Source organism: Halorubrum trueperi, from assembly GCF_042662525.1.
Classification (GTDB): Archaea; Halobacteriota; Halobacteria; order Halobacteriales; family Haloferacaceae; genus Halorubrum; species Halorubrum trueperi.
On record NZ_JBHSXI010000001.1, the window covers coordinates 50,122 to 69,322 of the forward strand.

The window sequence follows — 19,201 nt, forward strand, 5'->3', positions numbered from 1 at the left end:
ACCGCTTTGTGCCTGTGACATCCGCCTGCACGTTGCACGGACCGTCCTGGCCGCGTTCGGTCGGACCGTCCTCGTCGCGTTCGGCACGATCTTCTCGCCGCGTTCGGCCCGATCGTTCGATACGGACCCATTAGATACAGACCCATTATATACTCTCAGTGAGTTAGTTCGACCATGAGCGTCTCCGAGATACTCGAGGGACAGAACCTCACGCATCGCCAGATGGGTGCCATCATGATCGGTTGGCTCGTGCTCGTGATCGCCATATCCGTCGGACTCCTGCTCTACACGTCGTTCAACCTCGGGTAGACAGACTGCGCTCTTCGCGAACGCGCCCGTGACTCGCCCGCCCATTCCGACGGTCCATTCTTCCCACTCCCACAGTTCCGTTTTCCACGCGTCGAGCGTCCGACCGACCAGAGAGGACCTCCCGGCAACCCCGGCAGCTACCACCGGGTCTATCCCGCGGCGTCGAGAACGACGATTTCAATGGACACCGCCGAGCGGCGAATCGTCGCGTTCACGGCCGGCTCACACGGGCTCGTTCACACCTACGAGCTCTCGATCCCGATCCTGCTCACGGTGTGGATCGCGGAGTTCTCGACGACCGCCGCGACGCTCGGCGTCGTCGTCACGATCGGCTACGGTCTGTTCGGCGTGGGTGCGCTTCCGGGCGGGATCTTGGTCGATCGCTTCGGATCGAAGCCGCTCATCCTCGCGTGTCTGGCCGGGATGGCCGGGTCGTTCCTGCTCGTGAGCCTCGCGCCGAACCTCCTCACCCTCGGACTCGCGATCGCGCTGTGGGGCGTCACCGCGAGCGTGTACCACCCGGCGGGGCTCGCGCTGATTTCGAAGACCATCGACCAGCGCGGGACCGCCCTCGGATACCACGGAATCGGCGGAAACCTCGGGATCGCACTCGGCCCGCTCGCGACCGCGCTCCTGCTTTTGGCCTTTGACTGGCAGATCGTCGCGGCCCTTCTCACGATCCCTGCGGTCGTCGTCGCCGCGTACGGTGCAACGGTCGACACCAACGGGGAGAGGGAGACGGGAGGAGACGAGGAGGAGGCCGACGCCGACGAGGCGGTCACGCTGTCGAGCGTCGTGGGCGACACGCGCGTTCTCATGGGCGGCGGGTTCCTGATCGTGTTGGCGTTCGCCACGTCGAGCGGGCTCTACTACCGGACGTTTCTCACGTTCCTCCCGGACCTGCTCGGGGACGTGCTCTCCGGGCTGATAGACGTCCAGTTGATCGACCCCGAAAGCCCGTACGCCGAGGAGTTCGACCTGGCGCGGTATCTCTACGTCGCGATCCTCACGGTCGGCGTGCTCGGGCAGTACCTCGGCGGTCGAATCGCCGACCGGATCCGGCCGGAGCGCGCCCTGATCGGCCTCATGGCCGCGCTGGTCGTGCTCGCGTTGCTGTTCGTCCCCGCGAGCGGCAGCGCGCCGACGTTCCTCGCGGTGTCGCTGCTCCTCGGCGTCGCGCTGTTCACGGTCCAACCCCTCTCGCAGGCGACGGTCGCGGCCTACTCCCCGCCCGACGCTCGGGGGCTCTCGTTCGGATACGCCTACCTCGCGATCTTCGGCGTCGGGTCGCTCGGCGCGGCCCTCGCGGGGACGGTGCTCACCCGGGCGGGAGCGAGCGAGCTGTTCGTCGTGCTGGCGGGGATCGCGGCCGTGGGCGCGCTCTCCGCGACCGCGGTCGTGCGGGCCGCGACGCGCCGGGACTGACCCGTGAGGTGTCGATCTCGTCGCCCCGACGCCGAGCGAAGCCGAGCGGAGCCGCGAACGCAACCCTCTTTTGATCCTTCGGCGTCGCTAGCCGTATGGTCCGAGACAGCAGTGCACACGATAGCACGGGATCGGGGGAGGCGGAATCGAGTGCGTCGGCCGATACGACCGCCGAAACCGCCGCGGCCGATGCGACCACCGAAACTGCCGTCACCGCCGCGACCGACGGCGGCTCCGATCGCCGGCTGGTCGGCGGGTGGGAGGGTCGCTACTACGAGGACTTCGCCGTCGGCGACGTGTACAAACACCCCTACGGGCGGACGGTGACCGAGACGGACAACGTCTGGTTCACGAACGTCACGATGAACTGCAACCCGATGCACTTCAACGAGGCGTACGCCGCGGAGACGGAGTTCGGCGAGCGCCTCGTCGACGGCACCTTCGTCATCGCGCTCGCCGTCGGGATGAGCGTCGTCGACGTGAGCGCGAACGCGACGGCGAACCTCGGTTACGACGACATCCGCCACCACGCGCCCGTCTTCCACGGGGACACGCTGTTCGCTGAGTCGGAGGTGCTCGAAAAGCGGGAGTCGTCCTCGCGCGACCACGTCGGCATCGTCACCACGGAGCTGCGCGCGTACAACCAGGACGGCGACCTCGTGCTCTCGTTGGAGCGCACCCCCATGGTGTTGAAACGGTCGCACGCCGAGCCCAGCGCGGCGAGACCGACGGGGTGGCCCGAGGGGATCGGCACCCAGCCGGAAGACCTGAAATAACGGAACCGCCGACGCGACGCACCGCTCTCGCGGTCAGACCGCGTGTTTCGCTTCCTCGGGATCGTCGACGACTTCGACGCCGCGGTTGTTCACGGCGTACGGGTCGAGCCCCTGCTCCTGGAGGAACTGCTTGTAGAGCCGCTCTGCGGTCTCGCCGTCCTTCTGTTTGTCGCTGGCGTGATCACAGAGTTCGAGGAGGTTCTCGGGCACGTCGTTCTCGTGGACGATCCAGTGGTTGATCGTGTCGGAGAGCCGGCGGATAGGAGAGGTGAAGTGGCCGTAGATGTCGAAGTTGAGCGCGTGGTGGCCGCCGAACGGGTCGTTCATGTACTTCGCCCGGGGCATCACCTTCAGCACGGCGCGCTGGATCTTGTTGAGCTGTCGGTCCGGCGCGGTTTCGAGGGCGGCGTTGACGGCCTTGCGCGGGTCGTCGCCCCACGCGTCGCCGGGGATCGACACGGAGTCGAGCTCCTGGATCTCGCGGAGCGCCTCGTTCCACTGGTCGGGCGTGGGCTGCGGGTGGACGCGATACATGGCCTCGACGCCGCGGTCCCACATCAGGGTGTGCGTCACTGCCTTGTTCGCTTTGAGCATCGACTCCTCAATGATGGTGTGCGCGCGGTCGCGGCTGGGGTTCAACACGAGCGAGCCATCTTCCTTGCGCTGCTCGTGCATCCGGTCCGCCAGCTCGTAGGCCAGTTCGTTCTCCTCGCCGAGGGGCAAGGAGGGGTCTTCCAACCGCCCCTCGCATTCCTTGTAGGTGAGCCGCTCGTCGGAGTTGATGACGGACTTGTAGATGTCGATGTCCTCGAACGAGAGCGTCTCGTCGTCGATTTCCATCTCGACGGTGTGCGCCAGCCGGTCCTCGTTCGGGACGAGCGAGCAGACGGTCTCGGCGAGAACCGGCGGGAGCATGTGGATCGTGTAGTCGGGGAGGTAGACCGTGTTCGCCCGCTTTACGGCCTCCTCCCACATCGCGGTGTCGGGGGTGACGTAGTGCGTCACGTCGGCGATGTGGACCCACAGTCGGTAGGCGTCCTCCTCGCGCTCGATGGAGATGGCGTCGTCGAAGTCCTGCGCGTCGATCGGGTCGGTGGTCCACGTCGTCAGGTCACGGAGGTCTCGTCGCTCGTCGATCTCCGATTCGATCTCGTCGTAGACGCCCTCGGTCCGGGTCTCGGCCTCGCGAAGGACCTCGCTCGGGAATTCGTCGCGGATCTCGAACTCCTCGAACAGATCCGCCCGCTTCTCGGCGAGGCGGTCGGCCAACTCCGCCGTGATCGTCACGGGGCCTTGGTCCTCGGCGGACCCGGGTTTCGGCTCGTCGTCTGACATACCGTCACCAACGCGGGTCCGTTAGAAAGGCCTGTCGGGCGGTGGAGGGCGGTTGCGTCCCGCGGCCGCGGTCACCGATCTCGATCGGAGCCCGTCGCCGATCCGGCGTCGTCGACGGCGTCGTCGACGGCGTCGGCGTAGCGGCCGAGGAACTCCCCGCGCGCGATTCCGTCGGACTCGATGGAGAGGAGGAGCGATTCGAGCCCGTCCCGCGGCTGGTGGCAGATCTCGTCGTCGCAGTCGGTACAGAGGTACTCGAACGTCTTGTCTCGCCGGCTCCACCGGTCACCCTCCTTGTCGTACTCGCGCGCATCCTCCCGGAGCACCGAGTCTCCGCACGCGATGCAGATCACCGTCCGCCGGTCCCGGTTCCTCCGGGCTCGCCACATGTTGCTGGCCTCGACCCCACCGCACTTAGCGTTTGGTGCGGCGGCTGACGCCCGTCAGACGATTCCGACCGCGCCGACCTCGACGTACACGCCTATTAGGGTGGCCCCGCTTCCACCGGTATGACGATCACGGAATCCGACCTCCCGGGCGTCGGGAAGAAGTTCGAGATCGAGCTCCGAGGCGACGACATGATCGTCGTCATCCACAACACAGGCAAACGCGAGGTGTTCCGGCGGGCCGACCCGGACGCCGACTCCGAGAAGGTGTTCGAGTTCAGCGACGACCTCGCCCGGACGATCGGGTCGATCATCGAGGGCGCGTACTTCCAGCCCGTCGAACCGGAAACCCAGGAAACGACGCTCCCCGGCGGGATCCTCCTCGAGTGGTACGAGCTCCAGCCGGGGTCGCCGCTGATCGGCGAGACCTTGGAGAGCGCCGACATCGGCAACCGGACCGGGATCGCGATCGTCGCGATCCAACGCGGCGACGAGGTCATCGACAGCCCCGGAGCCGGCACCACCCTCCGCGAGGCCGACACGCTGATCGGCGTCGGCACTCCCGAGAACTGCGCGGCGTTCGAGGAGATCCTGACGGAATGAGCGGTCGAAACGCCGACGGACTCCGCACGGAGGTGGCGATCGGTGGCTGACGCCCTCCTCGAACTCGGGATCGTGTTCGCCGCGATCGCGGGCGTGGGCGGGCTCGCGAACCGGCTCGACCAGTCGGTGATCCCCTTCTACATCGTCGCCGGAATGCTGCTCGGCGAGTTCGTCCTCGGGCGGGCCTCGCTACCGGCGCTCGGCACCGTCTACGTCCCAGAGTCGGAGTTCATCGCGATCGGGGCGGAGCTCGGGATCGTGTTCCTCCTGTTTTTCCTCGGGTTGGAGTTCAACCTCGACCGGCTGTTCGACCGGCGGGTCCAGATCGGGACGGCGGGCACGATCGACCTCGCGAACTTCGGTGCTGGGTTCGTCCTCGGCTGGCTCGTCTTCGGCGCGTTCCTGCCGGCGTTCCTGATCGCCGGCATCGTGTACATCTCCTCGTCGGCGGTGATCACGAAGTCGCTCATCGACCTCGGCTGGATCGCCAACGACGAGGCGGAACCGATGCTCGGTACCCTGGTGTACGAGGACCTGTTCATCGCCGTCTACCTCGCGGTCGCGTCCGCGATCGCGCTCGGCGGCGGCGACGTGGGTGCGGCGGTCGTCGACATCGGAGTCGCGATCGGATTCATCCTCGTCCTCCTCGGCGTCGTTCACTTCGGCACGCCGATCTTCTCCCGGCTGGTCGCGACCGACAACCCCGAGTTCCTCGCGCTCCGGACGATCGCGACCGTGGTGCTGATCGCCGGCGCGGCGCTCGCGCTCGGGGTGAGCGAGGCGGTCGCCGCCTTCTTCGTCGGGATGGCGTTCGCTTCGACCGAGTACGCTCACGACGTCGAAGCGATGTTGGAACCCGTTCGCGATCTGTTCGCCGCGGTGTTCTTCTTCTGGATCGGGCTCGTCACCGACCCGCTGCTGTTCGGCGGGGTGGCGGCGCTGATCGCGCTCGCGGTGCTCGTGACGACGCCGACGAAGCTCGTCACCGGCTTCCTCGCCGGGCGCGCGTTCGACCTCGATGCTCGTCGATCGACCCGCGTCGCCCTCGGGATGACCACCCGCGGGGAGTTCTCGCTGATCATCGCGACGGTCGCGGTGAGCGCGGGTGAGGCCGGCGCGTTCGATCCGGCGCTCGCGCAGACGATCAACGCGTTCGCCGTCGGCTACGTGCTCGTGATGGCGATCCTCGGCACGACGCTGATGCAGTACTCCGCGCCGTTCGAGTCGATCGCGGTCTCGTGGCTGGATCCGTCATAGCCGGCTAGCGACGGAGAGAGCGCTTGAGAGGTCGGTTGTTTATAAGTAAATGGCGTTGTCGGCGGCGGATATTTATAAGTCGTTGACGGGGCGGTGGATCCGTTCTCCGCCGCACTCACCCGCTTATAAGTGATCGTTGCTGGCGCGGTTACCTCCTCCAAAGCCCCAGCCGCGACGAGCTCGCGGTTTCACCGCTCGCTACGAGGGCTCCCTCCGGTCGCCCTCGCTACTCGCGACTGCCCCTTTGAGTCCCACCCCGCACAGCACCGCAACTGTACCTCATGCCTCCCCAACCTCGCGGCTCACTCCGTTCGCCGCGTCCCTCGCGCGGTCTGCTCGCGGCCTACCGGCCGCTCGCAGGCACGCGCCACCGCCACGTTCATTTATAAGCAGTCGCCGCTGCCGCGTTCGATCAGTTAAATACCTAGTCGCCGGCCGTTGCTCACTCCGCGAGTTCGTCGAACACGGCGTCGACCATCTCGCCGGTGTCGGCGATGATCGCGTCCATCGCCTCGTCGTCGACCGGGAGGCCGAGCAGCCGCGCGGTCTTCATGATCGAGATGTGGTAGACGACCTGCTCGTTGGGGGCCGCCTCCCAGACGACCATGTTACAGGGGAACAGCCCGCCGATCCGGCCGTCGGTCGCGTCGAGCGCGCGGTCCGCCATCGCAGGGTTGCAGGCCCCGAGCACGTAGTACGGGTCGCGGTCCGCATCGACTTTCTCGTTGAGCATCTCGGACGGCGAGAACTCGACGGGGATGCCGAAGCCGGCGTCGGTACACACCTCGCGGACGCGCTCGATGGCCGACTCGTGGTCGGTCGACAGCGTCGTCCGCGTCTCGCCGTACTCCTCGGGGTCCAGCTCGTGCGGATCGAACGGTATCGCCATACGTCAATTCGGCGTCGACGGACCAAAAATCCCGCGGGGACCGACGACCGGTCTACTCGGTCGCGACCGGGCCGCGTCCCACCAGCTCCTCGACCGTCGCGACGAACTCGCTCCGGCTCTCGAACAGCGGAACCTCGGCGTCGGCGAGCACCTCGTCGAGGTCGCGCGGCCCCTCCGGGCTTCGGACGACCGCGTCGCCCTCCTGTGTCACCACGTCGCTTCGCTTTGCGGGCCACGTGAGCCGAGACGCGACGCGCGCGATCGGCTCGCCCGACACGTCCGGTCCCTCGCCGAGCTCGACGGCGGGTTCGGCCTCGTCGGCCTCGTCGGTATCGCTCATACCCCCGATTCCGCTCCGGCGACACTAATGGTTTCGATGCGCCCTCGCGTCGCCGCCCGGCCGCGAGCGGTCCCACCGGGTTCGCCGCCCGCTCCCAATATAAGTGGCCCTTCGATCGATTCAACCACCATCCATCTCGGCAGAGCCACCGATGCGTCGAATCCGAACCGGAGCGGTCACCCGTCCACCCGAAATTATTCGGTAGTACGATTATACGATGCGGCAGTAACTTCCGCTTGGGGGTAAGGCACACGACTCCCGTCGTCGCACGTCGCACACCTCGGCGTCGACCCCACGTCGCGCCGGTTTTGCGCGCGAGCGGGAACAAACAACCACAACCAGCTCGTTCAACCACAACCAGCTCGTTCAACCACAACCAGCTCGTTCGCTTCTCAGTTTCCGATCGGTTCGACGCCGGCGTTCCGTTCCGTCAGTGCCATCCGCGATCCGTCCGATTCAGCCGGTCGCAACCGTCTTCGGTGACGACGACGAGGTCCTCTATCCGACAGCCGAACCGGCCGTCGAGGTAGATCCCCGGTTCCACGGAGAACACCATCCCCGGTTCGAGCGTCCGGCCGTTGCCCGCGACGAGGTAGGGCTCCTCGTGGACGTCGAGGCCCACGCCGTGGCCGGTTCGGTGGACGAACGCGTCGCCGCGTCCCGCATCCTCGATCACGCCTCTCGCTGCCCGGTCCACGGACTCGGCGGTCGCGCCCGGCTCGACGGCGGCGATCGCGGCCGCCTGCGCCTCGCGGACGGTCTCGTGGATCCGTTCGTACGCCGCGGGCGGGTCGCCGTCGAACACGAGCGTTCGCGTCTGATCGGAGGGGTACCCGTCCACCCGCGTGCCGAAGTCGAGTACGACCGGATCGCCGGGACGGATCTCGCGGTCGCCGTGACCGTGATGCGGCTTCGCTCCGTTCGGTCCAGCGCCCACGATCGGGCCGAACGACGGGCCGTCTCCGCCGTGTTCGCCCATGCGATCGACGATCCAGTCGGCGAGTTCCGACTCCGTCATCCCGACCGCGTCAGCGCCGAGATCCCGGAGGTCGTCGACGGTCGCATCCGCGGCCGTGGCCGCCGCGCGCATCGCCGTCAACTCGGCCTCGTCCTTCCGCACGCGGAGGTCGGCGAGAATCTCGCTCGCGAGCCCCCACGTCGCGTCCGGCGCGGCATCCCGGAGGTCCTGCGTGAACGTCGCCCACATCGTGTCGTCGACGAGGAGCCGCCCCTCCCCGAGCCCGAACTCGCCGAACAGCTCGCGGACCGCCGCGGTCGGGTCGTCGCCGTCGCGCCACGTCCGCACGTCCGCCACGGTGGTCTCCTCTCGGACCTGTCGCTCGTACAGCGCGGGAACGAGCAGACTCGGATCGTCGCGCTCGCGACCCGCCGCCGGCATCACGAGGAGAAGGTGTCGTTCCCCCGGCGATTCCTCGAAACCGGTGAGGTACTGGAGGTTTCGACTCGGGAAGCAGATCAGCCCGTCGACGCCCGCGTCTCGGAGCCGCGACGCCGCGCGTTCGCGCCGGTCCGCGTGGATATCCTCGGCCATGGTGAGCCTCCGTTCGGCGACCGGATATAGGTCGTGATGCCGGTCGAGGGGCCGGCCGGCGCGTCCTCGACAAACCGGTCGGATCCGCCGGCGCGATCGCGATCTAAGCGGGCGTTAGTGTGTGCATACCAATCAGTGTATCCGTGGTAATACGAGACATGGGAGCGAAAGACCCGGCGATGTTCGACTGCCCGGAGTGCGGCGTGACTGCCCCCGCGGCCTCGATTCCCTACGACGCTCTCGGCTACGCGGTCTGCCCAGTGTGTGCGCACTCGACGACTCCGCGCACCCCGGCCGGACCGGTGGAATCACGTCGATCGACGCGCGCCGACTGAGTCGCACCGGCCGCCTCGCGGTCGGGTGTCCGTTCAGCCGCGCCTCGCGGTCGAGTGTCCGTTCAGCCGCGCCTCGCGGTCGGGTGTCCGTTCCGCCGCCGAACCGGGTCGTTTTAGCAGGCGCGGCCGCCGTGTTCGGTATGAGCTGGTCTCTGGGACGCGAGGACGACGTGATCACCGAGTGGGAGCGGTCGGACGGCTACGCGACGGTCCGCGTCCGCGAGCGCGGCGACGGCGGGTTCGTCGTCCGCCTCGACGTCATGGAACAGGCCGCCGATGAATCGACCTACGAGCGCGAGCGGTTCAGCGCGCGCGAGGACGCGCTCGACCGGGCAGCGGCGTGGCGCGCGGAGCGCGATCTCGACGAGTGAATCTGGCCTCGGCACCGCCCGCTCCGGTCCGCCGATCCGCACAGCTGTGACCGCCTTCCCGCCTTCACTGCCCTCACCGCCCATCCGCCCTCACCGCTCCGGATGGGTCGGCGCGTCGAATCCGCCTCGAATCAGCGGCTTCGCGACGTGTCGGCGCGCGCTCGGCGGAACCTCGTACCACCCGAGTTCGATCTCCCTGTCGATCTCGCGATCGACCTTCCCGGAAGCGTCGGTGCCGCACTCGCGACAGCGGTAGCCCTGATCCCGGCCGGCAGACGACATCGATCGACCGCACTCGGGACACGCCGGGACCGCGGGCTCGGTCCGGACGAGGTCTCGCACGGCGAATTTCTCCAGTTTCAGCGTCGCGATCCGCTCCGAGCCCTCTCCGAGGTCCCGTCGTTCGTGCTCGCCGCAAAGCGTCACCCGATCGCCGGGGCGGAGCGCGCGGACGCGATCGCGGAAACGCCCGGTCGGCGCGAACGCGACGCAACGGAGCCGTTCGACGGCGGTCGCCGCTCCGTCGGCGGCCGTCGCTCCGTCGGCGTCGTCCGTCCGGTCTGCGGCTTCGATTCCCATCTCGACGTGTTCGTCCCGCGCGACGTCGACGTGGACCCGGCCCCCCCGCTTCGTCTCCGGTTCGGCCGTGACGACGGCGTCGACACGATATCCGGCGCTGTCGCGGAGGTCGTTAATCGTTCCGGGTGCGAGGTGGGCGTCTGTGCCCTGATTCGTCAGAAACGTCGCGGTGCGCTCGACGGGCTCGCTCTCGATCGCTTCGCCGACCCGCCGGCACGCCTCGGCGTCGTCGCCGCGGATCCCGTGGAGGATCGGTCCGGGCGCGTTGGGCACGCAGACGGCCGCCCCGGTCTCCCGATCGACGGTGTCCCAGACGACCGGGTACGCCTCGTCCGCGGCGGAGAAGATGCTCTCGACGTCGACCTCGCGTGGCGTCCCACAGCGGTCCAGCTCCCGATAGGCGATGCGCTCGGCGGTCCAGTCGTCGAACGCGGCGGGCGCGCCGATCGCGGCCAGCGCGCCGATCCGTCCCCGCCCCTCGACGGCGTCAGAACCCGTCGCCCCGCCGGAGCCGAACGCCGCGTGTCTGAACCCGCGTTCGTCGGCGAGCGCGAGCGCCTCGTCGAGTGGGAGGCGGTGACGGAGCGCGCGCCTGGCAAAGTCGGCGACGTCGTCAGGGATCGACGTGCGCCCTGATTCCACGACATCCTCCAGAGCGAACGGATCGCCGTCGTCGTCGATATCGGGGATGTCGATGTCGGCGACGTTGATGTCGGCGACGTTGATGTCGGCGACGACGACGCCGGGAGAGGTCCGCGGGTCGCTCGCGGCGGCGAACTCCCGGACCGTCTGCTCGGCGATATCGAACGCCTCGGCGACGCCGACCCCGTCGACGTGGATCGCGACGGCGGCGTTCCCCCGCGTCTTGTGTTTCACGGCGGGATTGAGCCGGACGAGGAGACGCCGCAGGACCCGGCCGCCGACGGTGTCGAGCCGCTCTGCGAGCCTCGCGCCGACGTACGTCGTACACATCCCGCGCTCGCGGGAGTCGGTGTCGTCGACGGCGACGATGGTCATGCGCGTCCCTTTCGCGCTCCCGAACAAACCGGTTTCGGGACTCGGCCGAAGGGGACGCCCCGATCGCGGAGTTCGGTCGAGAAATCGCACGGAGGCGGACGATTCTCGCGCACACAACTGACACAACGCATATATACGCCGAGCCGCTTATCTCGGGTATGTCCCGGACTGCGCTCATCGGGAACGTCACCGCGATGCTGGAGGACGCGGGCTTCCTCGTCAGCGACCGGTGTGCGGTCCGGCCCAAGAGCTTCGACGTTGCCGCTCGCCGCGGGGAAGACCTCGTTCTCCTGAAGATCCTTGGCAACGTGGACGCGCTCGACGCGGAGACCGGCGCGGAGATGCGCCGTCTCGGCGAGTATCTGCAAGCGACGCCGATGGTGATCGGGATCCGGACGCGAGACGAGGAGCTGAAGCCGGGCGTCGTCTACTTCCGGCACGGCGTCCCGGTTATCAACCCCGACACGGGCTACGACCTGTTCGTCGAGGGGATGCCCCCGCTCATCTACGCCGCCCCCGGCGGGCTCTACGTCAGCCTCGACGGCGACCTGCTCGCCGACGAACGCGAGGAGCGCGGTTGGTCGCTCGGACGGCTCGCGACCGAGCTCGGCGTCTCCCGACGCACGGTCTCGAAGTACGAGGACGGAATGAACGCCTCCATCGAGGTCGCGATTCAGCTTGAGGAGCTGTTCAACGAGCCGTTCTCCAGCCCCGTCGACGTGCTCGAAGGAGCTGACGGCGTCCGCGACGCCGACCCGACCCCCTCAGCGCCAGAGACCGACCCGGATGACGAGCACGTCCTCCACGTGCTCACGAACGCCGGATTCACCGTCCACCCGACGGCGAGAGCCCCGTTCAAGGCAGTCTCCGAGGACGAGAACAGCGCCGTGACGCGGGTGCTCACCGGTCACTCGGCGTTCACCCCCGCGGCCGAGAAGCGCGCGCGGATCATGTCCTCCATCGGCGAGGTCGCGCGCACCCGTTCCGTCTACTTCACCGAGGAAAACGAGAAGCGCGAGTCGGTCGACGGCACCGCGCTCGTCTCCTGTGAGGAGCTCGCCGGCATCACCGATCCCGAGGAGATCCGCGAGCTCATCCGCGATCGCGCGGAGGCCCCGTCGGAGGCCTGAGACGCCCTCTCGTGTTCACCGTCCCAGCAACCGACTGAAGAACCCGCCGTCGCCATCGCTCCCGCCGTCGCCGTTCTCATCGTCGCTTCGATCGTCGCCGCTCTCATCGCCGCTCTCGTCGCCTTCCGAGTCGGTCTCGTTCGATCGCTCCTCCGCGAGGGCGGTGTTCATCGTCCCGGTGTCGTCGTCGCGGAACGGGACGCTCCCCGCGAGTTCGTCGTCGATATCGGCGATGTCCGTCTCGGCCGAATCGCCGACGCCCGTTTCTTCGGCGTCCGCCCGGTCGTCGGTCGAGGCGTCGGCCTCGTCGAGGTCGTCCGTATTCGCGTCCTCGACGGACTCGTCGCCGGCGATCGAACCGTCATCGGCCGACTCCGCGTCGCCATCGAACGGCTCCGATTCGCCGTCGAAGGCCCCGTCGTCGCCGAGGTCCTCCTCGATCATCGATTCGAGATCGTCGGCGTCGACGTGATCCTCCCCCACCGTTTTGGTGTCACCGTCGATCCCGGTGTCGTCGACGGGTTCTGGGTCATCGACGCCTCCCGGACCGTCTCGCGTTCCTTCGTCCTCGCTCCCCGAAACTGGAGACTCGCTCTCCGATTCGGGCGACTCGCTCCCCGACTCGGGCGATTCGTTCTCAGATTCGGGCGACTCGCTCCCCGAATCGACCTCCTCGGCCTCCGAAACCGGCGACTCGGCGGCGACGATGATGTCCTCCTCGTCGCCTTCCTCGCCCAGCCCGGCCGGTTCGGAGTCGGCGACGATAATGTCCTCGTCGGCTGGAGCCCCTTCGTCGGCAGGTGCCGCCTCCGGATCGCGCTCGACTGCACGCTCGCGCGCATCGCCGGGAGAGTCGCCGGGGGAATCGTCGTCCGTCGCGTCGTCTCTCGCGTCGTCTCTCGCGTCGTCCGTCGCGTCGTCTCTCGCGTCGTCCGTCACGTCGTCTCTCGCGTCGTCCGTCACGTCGTCTCTCGCGTCGTCCGTCGCGTCGTCGTCGCCTTCGGGGGGTGCGAGAGTCTCGATTTCCGCGCCGGTCAGCGCTCGGGCGAGGTCTCGGTACGCGCGGGTCGCCGGCGCGTCGGGTGCGAACGCCGGGAGCGGCTCGTTCGCCTTCGACGCCCGCAACACGGCGGGGTCCTCCGGGATCCGAGCGAGGACCGGCGCGTCGAGGGTCCGGGTGACGTCGTCTTCGGTCTCGATGTCGGCTCCCGCGCGGGTGATCGCGACTCCGGCGATCGTGCCGCCGAGCCGCTCGGTCAGCTGTCGGGTCTTCTCGGTGTCGACGAGCGCGTTCCGCTCGGCCGTTGAGACGAGCAGGGTCGCGTCCGCGAGTCCGAGCGGGAGCGTGGAGTCGTGCGAGAGTCCGGCTCCCGCGTCGATGAACACGTAGTCGGCGTCGTCGAAGGCGTCGACGACCGCCCGAAGCTCCGAGGTATCCGCCGCCGCGTACGCGTCCAGGTCGGTCGCCCCCGGAACGACGCGGAGCCCGGCGGGGCCGTCGTGAACCGCGTCGAGCGGGTCGGCTCGTCCGGCGAGGACGTCGTGAAGGGTGGTCTCGCCTGGCGTCACGCCCACGGTCCCCGCGAGGTTCGCCATGCCGATGTCGGCGTCGATCGCGACGACGTCAGCACCGGAGTCGGCCAGAATCGTCGCTATCGCCGCGGTCGTGGTGGTCTTTCCGACCCCACCTTTCGCCGACGCGACCGCATACACCGTTGTCATACGGTGACGGTCCGGCGACTGGTACTTAAATGTAGGCGGCGACGCGCCGATCGAGGCGAATTTCGGGCCGGATCCGAGTCCGCGCCGACCGGAGCCACCGCTCGCTTTCGCAAACACCTTATACGTCGCTCGTGGAGTTTCAGGCGATTAGTAGCATGGCGAGACCAGAGGTGCTCGACCGGATCAAGCAGGCTGAAACGGAGGCGGACGAGATCATCGCGGAGGCGGAATCGGACGCCGACGAGCGCCTCGCCGAGGCTCGACAGCGCGCGGAGGAGATCCGCGCCGAGGCCGAGGAGGAGGCGGCCTCCGAGGCCGACGAGCGGCTCGAGGCGGCCCGCGAGGACATCGAGGAACGCCGCGAGGAGATCCTCGAAGCGGGGCGTTCCGACCGCGACGAGCTCGAACGCGAGGCCCGCGACCGCGTGGACTCGGCCGTCGACTACGCCGTCGAACGGTTCGAAGAAGCGGTGAACCAACAGGCCGAGGAGGCGGTGGATGCTCAGGCCTGAGCGGATGAGCAAGGTGTCGGTGACGGGCTCGAAGCGCGTCGTCGACGACGTGATCGAAGCGGCGTACGCTCACCACTCCCTGCACGTCACCGACTACGACGAGCGCTACGAGGGCTTCTCGCCCGGCGAGTCGCTCGACGGGGCGGAGACGGTGAACGAGCGGCTCGTCACCGTCCGTTCGCTGGAGAGCATCCTCGACGTCGAGGGCGACGAGGTCGACGCCGCGGCCGCGATCGACGACGCGGCGCTCGAAGCCGAGCTCGCGGACGTGCGCGAGCGCGTCAACGAACTCAACGACGAGCGCGACGACCTCCAGGGAGCGATCCGCGACCGACGGGAGGAGATAGACCGGATGGAGCCGTTCGCCGACCTCGGCATCGAGCTCGACCTCCTCGGGGGGTACGACTCGCTCGAAGTCGTCGTCGGCGAGGCGAAGGCCGACGCCGTCGAGGCGACGCTGGCCGACGCCACTGGGATCGACGCCCACGAGGTGTTCGCGGGCGGCGACGTCGTGGCCATCTTCGCGAAGCCCGCTGACGGTGCGGACGACGGCGTCCTACAGGACTCGCTCGTCGGCATCGACATCGCGCTATTGGAGGTGCCGGAGGCGGACGCGAGCCCGAGCGAGTACGTCGCCGAGCTCGAACGCGAGCGCGCCGACCTGCGCGCCGACCTCGACGATATCGAGGCCGAGCTCGCCGACGTGAAAGCGGAGGCTGCCGACTTCCTACTCCGCGCCGAAGAGCAGCTGACCATCGAGGCGCAAAAGAAGGAAGCGCCGCTCTCCTTCGCGACCACCGAGAACGCGTTCATCGCCGAGGGGTGGGTCCCGACCGAGACGTTCGCCGACTTCGAGACGGCCATCGCCGACGCGGTCGGCGATCACGCCGAAGTCGAGGAGCTCGAACGCGCGTCGTTCACTCCCGACGGCGACCACCACACGGAGGCGGTCGCCGACGGCGGCTCCCCGGGCGGCACAGACCCCGCGACCGCGACGGCCGAGGGAGACGCCGACCGCGAGGCAGCCACGGACGGCGGCCACGCGCCCCACGGGAACGACGACCCGCCGGTCGTTCAGAGCAACGGGAAGGCGGCCGGTCCCTTCGAACTGCTCGTTCAGGGCTTCGGTCGTCCGAAGTACTCGGAGTTCGACCCGACGCTTTTGGTCTTCCTCACGTTCCCGCTCATGTTCGGATTCATGATCGGAGACATCGGCTACGGCGTGTTGTACGCCGCCATCGGCGTCTTCCTGTACGCGAACTACGAGGGAACGTTCCGAGAGCTGGGCGCGGTCTCCGTCTGGGCCGGCCTGTTCACGATCCTGTTCGGGATCTACTACGGGATCGACGTGTTCGGCTACCACGCGTACCCGCTGTTCGGCATCGAGCACTGGCCGGTCGGGAAGGGGCTCTCCCCCGCGGATATCGACTGGGCGCTCTCGTGGCTCGTGGTCAGCGTGCTGTTCGGGATGCTCCACCTGAACGCGGGGTACGTCCTCTCGTTCGTGAGCAACCTCCAGCAGCACGATCTGAAACACGCCGTCTACGAGAGCGCGTCGTGGCTCCTCCTGCTCAACGGCGCGTGGATCTGGATATTCAGCCAGCACGTGTCCGGATCGAAGCCGGACTTCCTGTTCGACTCCGTTGCGGTCCTCACGCTCGGCGCGGTCTCGTTCGCTGGGTTCCCGGTCGCCGTCGGCTACGCCGCGCTCGCGGCCGCAGCGCTCGGCGCGGTCCTGCTCGCCATCGGCGAACCGGCCGAGCTCGCCGAAGTGCTCTCGCCCATCGTTAACGTCATCTCGTACGCCCGGATCATGGCGGTGCTGCTCGCGAAGGGCGGGATGGCGCTCGCGGTGAATCTGCTCGCGTTCGGCGCGTACATCGGCGACGGCGGTGAGGGAAGCTTCCACTTCATCTTCACGCCCGAGTACCTCGCGTACATCCAGGAAAACTCCGTGGCGAACGGCGGCGAGTACGAGCTCGTCTTCGCGGGGATGACGACGGCCTTCGAACCGAGCGGGCTCGGCCTCGCCGCTCTCGTGGGCGGAATTCTCGTGGCTATCGTCGGCCACATCGTCGTGCTCCTGCTCGGCGTCTCGTCCGCCGGCATTCAGGCCATCCGTCTCGAGTACGTCGAGTTCTTCGGAAAGTTCTACCAGGGCGGCGGAGAGACGTACCTGCCGTTCGGGTACGACCGAAAGTACACGACTGACGACTGACGAGTCAACCCCTCCCGTCCGCACCTGCTCGTTGCGCAACAAACCTGACACGATCGCCGTTCGTTCCGGATTCCGGACTCGCCCGCTCGGCGATCGGTGAACCTCCGTAAGCCCCGGGCTTGCGCCTCGTTACCGCGGTTCCGTTCGGTCGTTTTGGGAAGCTTTATGACTACTGTGGCGGCAAATAACAACTGTTCGGAGACGAGCAACCGCAACTACTACCAATGCTTGAAGCTACCAACGAAGTCGGGAACGTCGCACTGTCGACCGGTGGAACACTGACTGATCCCAACGCCGCGGCGGCGCTGGCCGTCGGGCTCGCGGCGCTCGGTGCGGGCTACGCCGAACGCGGAATCGGTTCGGCCGCCGTCGGCGCGATGGCCGAAGACGACGACCTCTTCGTCAACGGGCTCATCCTGACGGTTCTTCCCGAGACGATCGTCATCCTCGCACTCGTCGTCGTCTTCATCGTCTAAGCGGTCCCCCCTTTCACACCAATGAGTTTGGACACTGTCGTTGAGGACGTTCGAGACGAAGCCCGCGCGCGTGCAGAGGAGATCCGCGAGGCGGCGGAGTCCGAGGCGGACGAGATCGTCGCCGAGGCGGAGGCCGACGCCGAGCGCATCCGCGAGGAGCGGCTCGCCGAGGTCGATCGCGAGATCGAACAGGAGCGTGAGCAGACGCTCTCCTCGGCCAAACTCGAGGCCAAACAGGAGCGGCTCAGCGCTCGTCGCGACGTCCTCCAAGACGTCTACGACGACGTCGAGTCGACCATCGAGTCGCTCGACGGCGACCGTCGCCGCGATCTGACCGAGACTCTCCTCGACGCGACCCTCGCGGAGTTCGACGACGACGCTGACGTCGCCGTCTACACCCGCGCCGCGGACGTCGATCTCGTCGAGGATCTCGTCGCGGATCGAAACGCCGATGTCGACGGCGAGATCGACTGTCTCGGCGGGGTCGTCGCGGAGAGCGACACCTCTCGCGTTCGCGTGAACAACACGTTCGACTCGATCCTGGAGTCCGTCTGGGACGACGAGTTGAAAAATATCTCGGAGCGACTGTTCGACCAATGAGCGCCGTCGGGAGCTCGAACCCAGAGTACGTCGTCGCGCGGGTTCGTGCCCGCCGCGGCAGCCTCTACGGCGACGAGGAGTACAGGAAGCTCACCCGGATGGGCCCGGCCGAGATCGCCCGGTTCATGGAGGAGTCGAGCTACGGGGCGGAGATCAACGCCCTGGGGAGTCGCCACGGCGGCGTCGACCTGATCGAGTACGCGTTAAACCGGAACCTCGCGGAACAGTTCGAGGGCATCCTCGACTGGAGCGAGGGGACGCTGTACGATCAGATCGCCCGGTATCTTCGAAAATTCGACGCGTGGAACGTGAAGACGGTCATCCGCGGCGTCTACACGGACGCGGACCAGTCCGACGTCGAGGTCGACCTGATCCGCGCCGGCGAGTTCGACGACCGTCGGATCCGTCGGCTGCTCGAAGCAGACTCGATCGACGCGGTCGTCGAGGTGCTCGAAGACACGATCTACGGCGGTCCGCTCCGAGCGGCGTACGCCGAGTACGAGGAGACGGACGTCCTGGTGCCGCTGGAGAACGCCGTCGACCGCGCGTTCTACGAGCGGCTCCTGTCGGGGCTCGGCAACGACGAGCCGACTCGACAGTACGAGGCGTTCCTCAAGGCCGAGGTCGACTTCCGGAACGCGGCGAACGCCCTTCGACTCGCTCGTTCGGGCGCGGATATCGACCCGGCAGCGTACTTCATCGAGGGCGGCGAGCTGTTCACTCGCGGGTCGCTCGCGCGACTCGCGCGGAACCTCGACGACCTCGTCGAGTACATCGCGGACAGCCAGTACGCCGACGAGCTGGGGCCGGCCCTGCGCGAACTCGAGGAGGCGGACAGCCTGATCGCGTTCGAGCACGCGACCGACGCCGCGCTGTTGGCGTACGGGGACCGGCTCGGCACGATCCACCCGGTGTCTGTGACGCCGATCATCTCGTACATCCTCGCGAAGGAGCGCGAGGTCGAGAACATCCGGGCGATCGCTCGGGGCAAGGAGGCCGGCCTGTCGGCCGAGGAGATCGAATCGGAGCTGGTGATTACATGAGCCAGGAAATCGCCGTCGTCGGCAGCCCGGAGTTCACCACCGGATTCCGTCTCGCCGGCGTGCGGACATTCGAGAACGTACCGGACGACGAGAAGGACGAGCGGCTCGACGACGCCGTCGAACGGACCCTCGCCGACGAGGGCACCGGCATCATCGTGATGCACGACGACGACCTCGATCACCTCTCGCGGGGGACCCGCGAGGCGGTGGAGGGGAGTATCGAGCCCGTGCTCGTGACGCTCGGCGGGTCCGGAGCCGGCAGCGGCGGGCTGCGCGACCAGATCAAACGAGCCATCGGGATCGACCTGATGGAGGAGGACGACTAA

The 19,201-nt window shown here is 67.8% G+C and carries 21 protein-coding genes; 14 read left to right on the plus strand and 7 right to left on the minus strand.

Annotated features, from left to right (window positions below):
* The first annotated feature begins 174 nt into the window (after positions 1 to 174).
* The 3 genes from ACFQEY_RS00245 (at position 175) to ACFQEY_RS00255 (ending at position 2,510) form a co-directional block, all read left to right on the plus strand.
* Positions 175 to 309 carry a hypothetical protein gene (locus tag ACFQEY_RS00245; RefSeq protein WP_379763591.1) on the plus strand — a complete coding sequence of 45 codons (135 nt, stop codon included), beginning with the start codon at positions 175 to 177 and terminating at the stop codon, positions 307 to 309.
* 180 nt (positions 310 to 489) lie between these two features.
* The gene (locus ACFQEY_RS00250; protein WP_379763593.1) at positions 490 to 1,734 is read left to right on the plus strand and encodes an MFS transporter; all 1,245 of its coding nucleotides are present in this window, start codon (positions 490 to 492) and stop codon (positions 1,732 to 1,734) included.
* A 95-nt stretch (positions 1,735 to 1,829) separates the two neighbouring features.
* Positions 1,830 to 2,510, plus strand: a complete 681-nt coding sequence (locus tag ACFQEY_RS00255) for a MaoC family dehydratase (protein WP_379763595.1) — start codon at positions 1,830 to 1,832, stop codon at positions 2,508 to 2,510.
* Positions 2,511 to 2,543: 33 nt separating this feature from the next.
* Here ACFQEY_RS00255 and ACFQEY_RS00260 read toward each other — a convergent pair whose 3' ends face one another.
* Entirely contained in the window at positions 2,544 to 3,845 is a 1,302-nt protein-coding gene (locus ACFQEY_RS00260) for a ribonuclease catalytic domain-containing protein (RefSeq protein ID WP_379763597.1), read from the minus strand.
* A 71-nt stretch (positions 3,846 to 3,916) separates the two neighbouring features.
* Positions 3,917 to 4,234, minus strand: a complete 318-nt coding sequence (locus ACFQEY_RS00265; RefSeq protein ID WP_379763599.1) for a DUF7562 family protein — start codon at positions 4,232 to 4,234, stop codon at positions 3,917 to 3,919.
* A 120-nt stretch (positions 4,235 to 4,354) separates the two neighbouring features.
* Here ACFQEY_RS00265 and ACFQEY_RS00270 point away from each other — a divergent pair, with 120 nt between their 5' ends.
* Together ACFQEY_RS00270 and ACFQEY_RS00275 are read left to right on the plus strand one after the other, a co-directional pair.
* Positions 4,355 to 4,834 (plus strand): cation:proton antiporter regulatory subunit, encoded by a 480-nt coding sequence (locus ACFQEY_RS00270; protein ID WP_379763601.1) that lies wholly within the window; start codon positions 4,355 to 4,357, stop codon positions 4,832 to 4,834.
* Positions 4,835 to 4,876: 42 nt separating this feature from the next.
* The gene (locus ACFQEY_RS00275) at positions 4,877 to 6,091 is read left to right on the plus strand and encodes a cation:proton antiporter (protein WP_379763603.1); all 1,215 of its coding nucleotides are present in this window, start codon (positions 4,877 to 4,879) and stop codon (positions 6,089 to 6,091) included.
* A gap of 442 nt (positions 6,092 to 6,533) precedes the next feature.
* On the opposite strand, the gene ACFQEY_RS00280 is transcribed toward ACFQEY_RS00275, so the two are convergent.
* The 3 genes from ACFQEY_RS00280 to ACFQEY_RS00290 form a co-directional block, all read right to left on the minus strand.
* Positions 6,534 to 6,980, minus strand: coding sequence for a DUF302 domain-containing protein (locus ACFQEY_RS00280; protein WP_379763606.1), 447 nt, complete (start codon positions 6,978 to 6,980; stop codon positions 6,534 to 6,536).
* A 52-nt stretch (positions 6,981 to 7,032) separates the two neighbouring features.
* Entirely contained in the window at positions 7,033 to 7,320 is a 288-nt protein-coding gene (locus ACFQEY_RS00285; protein WP_379763609.1) for a DUF5789 family protein, read from the minus strand.
* A 430-nt stretch (positions 7,321 to 7,750) separates the two neighbouring features.
* The gene (locus ACFQEY_RS00290; RefSeq protein WP_379763612.1) at positions 7,751 to 8,872 is read right to left on the minus strand and encodes an aminopeptidase P family protein; all 1,122 of its coding nucleotides are present in this window, start codon (positions 8,870 to 8,872) and stop codon (positions 7,751 to 7,753) included.
* Between the two features lie 158 nt (positions 8,873 to 9,030).
* Here ACFQEY_RS00290 and ACFQEY_RS00295 point away from each other — a divergent pair, with 158 nt between their 5' ends.
* Entirely contained in the window at positions 9,031 to 9,207 is a 177-nt protein-coding gene (locus ACFQEY_RS00295; protein ID WP_379763615.1) for a hypothetical protein, read from the plus strand.
* Between the two features lie 140 nt (positions 9,208 to 9,347).
* Positions 9,348 to 9,578, plus strand: a complete 231-nt coding sequence (locus ACFQEY_RS00300; protein WP_379763617.1) for a DUF7543 family protein — start codon at positions 9,348 to 9,350, stop codon at positions 9,576 to 9,578.
* A 90-nt stretch (positions 9,579 to 9,668) separates the two neighbouring features.
* Here the strand turns inward: ACFQEY_RS00300 and ACFQEY_RS00305 are convergent, their stop codons facing one another.
* Positions 9,669 to 11,174, minus strand: coding sequence for a TiaS agmantine-binding domain-containing protein (locus tag ACFQEY_RS00305; protein ID WP_379763619.1), 1,506 nt, complete (start codon positions 11,172 to 11,174; stop codon positions 9,669 to 9,671).
* Between the two features lie 158 nt (positions 11,175 to 11,332).
* Between ACFQEY_RS00305 and ACFQEY_RS00310 the strand changes: the two genes are divergently transcribed.
* On the plus strand, positions 11,333 to 12,304 hold the full coding sequence (locus tag ACFQEY_RS00310) for a transcriptional regulator (RefSeq protein ID WP_379763621.1): 972 nt from the start codon (positions 11,333 to 11,335) through the stop codon (positions 12,302 to 12,304).
* 15 nt (positions 12,305 to 12,319) lie between these two features.
* Here the strand turns inward: ACFQEY_RS00310 and ACFQEY_RS00315 are convergent, their stop codons facing one another.
* A complete protein-coding gene (locus ACFQEY_RS00315) occupies positions 12,320 to 14,026 on the minus strand; it encodes a nucleotide-binding protein (protein WP_379763623.1) in 1,707 nt (568 codons plus the stop codon).
* Positions 14,027 to 14,181: 155 nt separating this feature from the next.
* Between ACFQEY_RS00315 and ahaH the strand changes: the two genes are divergently transcribed.
* The 6 genes from ahaH to ACFQEY_RS00345 all read left to right on the plus strand — a co-directional run bounded on the left by ahaH (position 14,182) and on the right by ACFQEY_RS00345 (position 19,201).
* Positions 14,182 to 14,538, plus strand: a complete 357-nt coding sequence (ahaH, locus tag ACFQEY_RS00320) for an ATP synthase archaeal subunit H (RefSeq protein ID WP_379763625.1) — start codon at positions 14,182 to 14,184, stop codon at positions 14,536 to 14,538.
* Positions 14,539 to 14,542: 4 nt separating this feature from the next.
* On the plus strand, positions 14,543 to 16,756 hold the full coding sequence (locus ACFQEY_RS00325) for a V-type ATP synthase subunit I (protein ID WP_379765065.1): 2,214 nt from the start codon (positions 14,543 to 14,545) through the stop codon (positions 16,754 to 16,756).
* 224 nt (positions 16,757 to 16,980) lie between these two features.
* Complete coding sequence (locus ACFQEY_RS00330; protein ID WP_379763627.1) at positions 16,981 to 17,232, plus strand: hypothetical protein; 252 nt, start codon at positions 16,981 to 16,983, stop codon at positions 17,230 to 17,232.
* Between the two features lie 21 nt (positions 17,233 to 17,253).
* On the plus strand, positions 17,254 to 17,832 hold the full coding sequence (locus ACFQEY_RS00335) for a V-type ATP synthase subunit E (protein ID WP_379763628.1): 579 nt from the start codon (positions 17,254 to 17,256) through the stop codon (positions 17,830 to 17,832).
* Entirely contained in the window at positions 17,829 to 18,875 is a 1,047-nt protein-coding gene (locus ACFQEY_RS00340) for a V-type ATP synthase subunit C (RefSeq protein WP_379763630.1), read from the plus strand. The genes ACFQEY_RS00335 and ACFQEY_RS00340 overlap by 4 nt, the downstream gene beginning before the upstream one ends.
* Complete coding sequence (locus ACFQEY_RS00345; RefSeq protein ID WP_379763632.1) at positions 18,872 to 19,201, plus strand: V-type ATP synthase subunit F; 330 nt, start codon at positions 18,872 to 18,874, stop codon at positions 19,199 to 19,201. The genes ACFQEY_RS00340 and ACFQEY_RS00345 overlap by 4 nt, the downstream gene beginning before the upstream one ends.

Excerpts from the sequence above, each read along its gene's own strand:
- ACFQEY_RS00245 (WP_379763591.1), top strand. The coding sequence starts at position 175 with ATGAGCGTCTCCGAGATACTCGAGGGACAGAACCTCACGCATCGCCAG.
- ACFQEY_RS00250 (WP_379763593.1), top strand. The coding sequence starts at position 490 with ATGGACACCGCCGAGCGGCGAATCGTCGCGTTCACGGCCGGCTCACAC.
- ACFQEY_RS00255 (WP_379763595.1), top strand. The coding sequence starts at position 1,830 with ATGGTCCGAGACAGCAGTGCACACGATAGCACGGGATCGGGGGAGGCG.
- ACFQEY_RS00260 (WP_379763597.1), bottom strand. The coding sequence starts at position 3,845 with ATGTCAGACGACGAGCCGAAACCCGGGTCCGCCGAGGACCAAGGCCCC.
- ACFQEY_RS00265 (WP_379763599.1), bottom strand. The coding sequence starts at position 4,234 with ATGTGGCGAGCCCGGAGGAACCGGGACCGGCGGACGGTGATCTGCATC.
- ACFQEY_RS00270 (WP_379763601.1), top strand. The coding sequence starts at position 4,355 with ATGACGATCACGGAATCCGACCTCCCGGGCGTCGGGAAGAAGTTCGAG.
- ACFQEY_RS00280 (WP_379763606.1), bottom strand. The coding sequence starts at position 6,980 with ATGGCGATACCGTTCGATCCGCACGAGCTGGACCCCGAGGAGTACGGC.
- ACFQEY_RS00285 (WP_379763609.1), bottom strand. The coding sequence starts at position 7,320 with ATGAGCGATACCGACGAGGCCGACGAGGCCGAACCCGCCGTCGAGCTC.
- ACFQEY_RS00290 (WP_379763612.1), bottom strand. The coding sequence starts at position 8,872 with ATGGCCGAGGATATCCACGCGGACCGGCGCGAACGCGCGGCGTCGCGG.
- ACFQEY_RS00295 (WP_379763615.1), top strand. The coding sequence starts at position 9,031 with ATGGGAGCGAAAGACCCGGCGATGTTCGACTGCCCGGAGTGCGGCGTG.
- ACFQEY_RS00300 (WP_379763617.1), top strand. The coding sequence starts at position 9,348 with ATGAGCTGGTCTCTGGGACGCGAGGACGACGTGATCACCGAGTGGGAG.
- ACFQEY_RS00305 (WP_379763619.1), bottom strand. The coding sequence starts at position 11,174 with ATGACCATCGTCGCCGTCGACGACACCGACTCCCGCGAGCGCGGGATG.
- ACFQEY_RS00310 (WP_379763621.1), top strand. The coding sequence starts at position 11,333 with ATGTCCCGGACTGCGCTCATCGGGAACGTCACCGCGATGCTGGAGGAC.
- ACFQEY_RS00315 (WP_379763623.1), bottom strand. The coding sequence starts at position 14,026 with ATGACAACGGTGTATGCGGTCGCGTCGGCGAAAGGTGGGGTCGGAAAG.
- ahaH (WP_379763625.1), top strand. The coding sequence starts at position 14,182 with ATGGCGAGACCAGAGGTGCTCGACCGGATCAAGCAGGCTGAAACGGAG.
- ACFQEY_RS00325 (WP_379765065.1), top strand. The coding sequence starts at position 14,543 with ATGAGCAAGGTGTCGGTGACGGGCTCGAAGCGCGTCGTCGACGACGTG.
- ACFQEY_RS00330 (WP_379763627.1), top strand. The coding sequence starts at position 16,981 with ATGCTTGAAGCTACCAACGAAGTCGGGAACGTCGCACTGTCGACCGGT.
- ACFQEY_RS00335 (WP_379763628.1), top strand. The coding sequence starts at position 17,254 with ATGAGTTTGGACACTGTCGTTGAGGACGTTCGAGACGAAGCCCGCGCG.
- ACFQEY_RS00340 (WP_379763630.1), top strand. The coding sequence starts at position 17,829 with ATGAGCGCCGTCGGGAGCTCGAACCCAGAGTACGTCGTCGCGCGGGTT.
- ACFQEY_RS00345 (WP_379763632.1), top strand. The coding sequence starts at position 18,872 with ATGAGCCAGGAAATCGCCGTCGTCGGCAGCCCGGAGTTCACCACCGGA.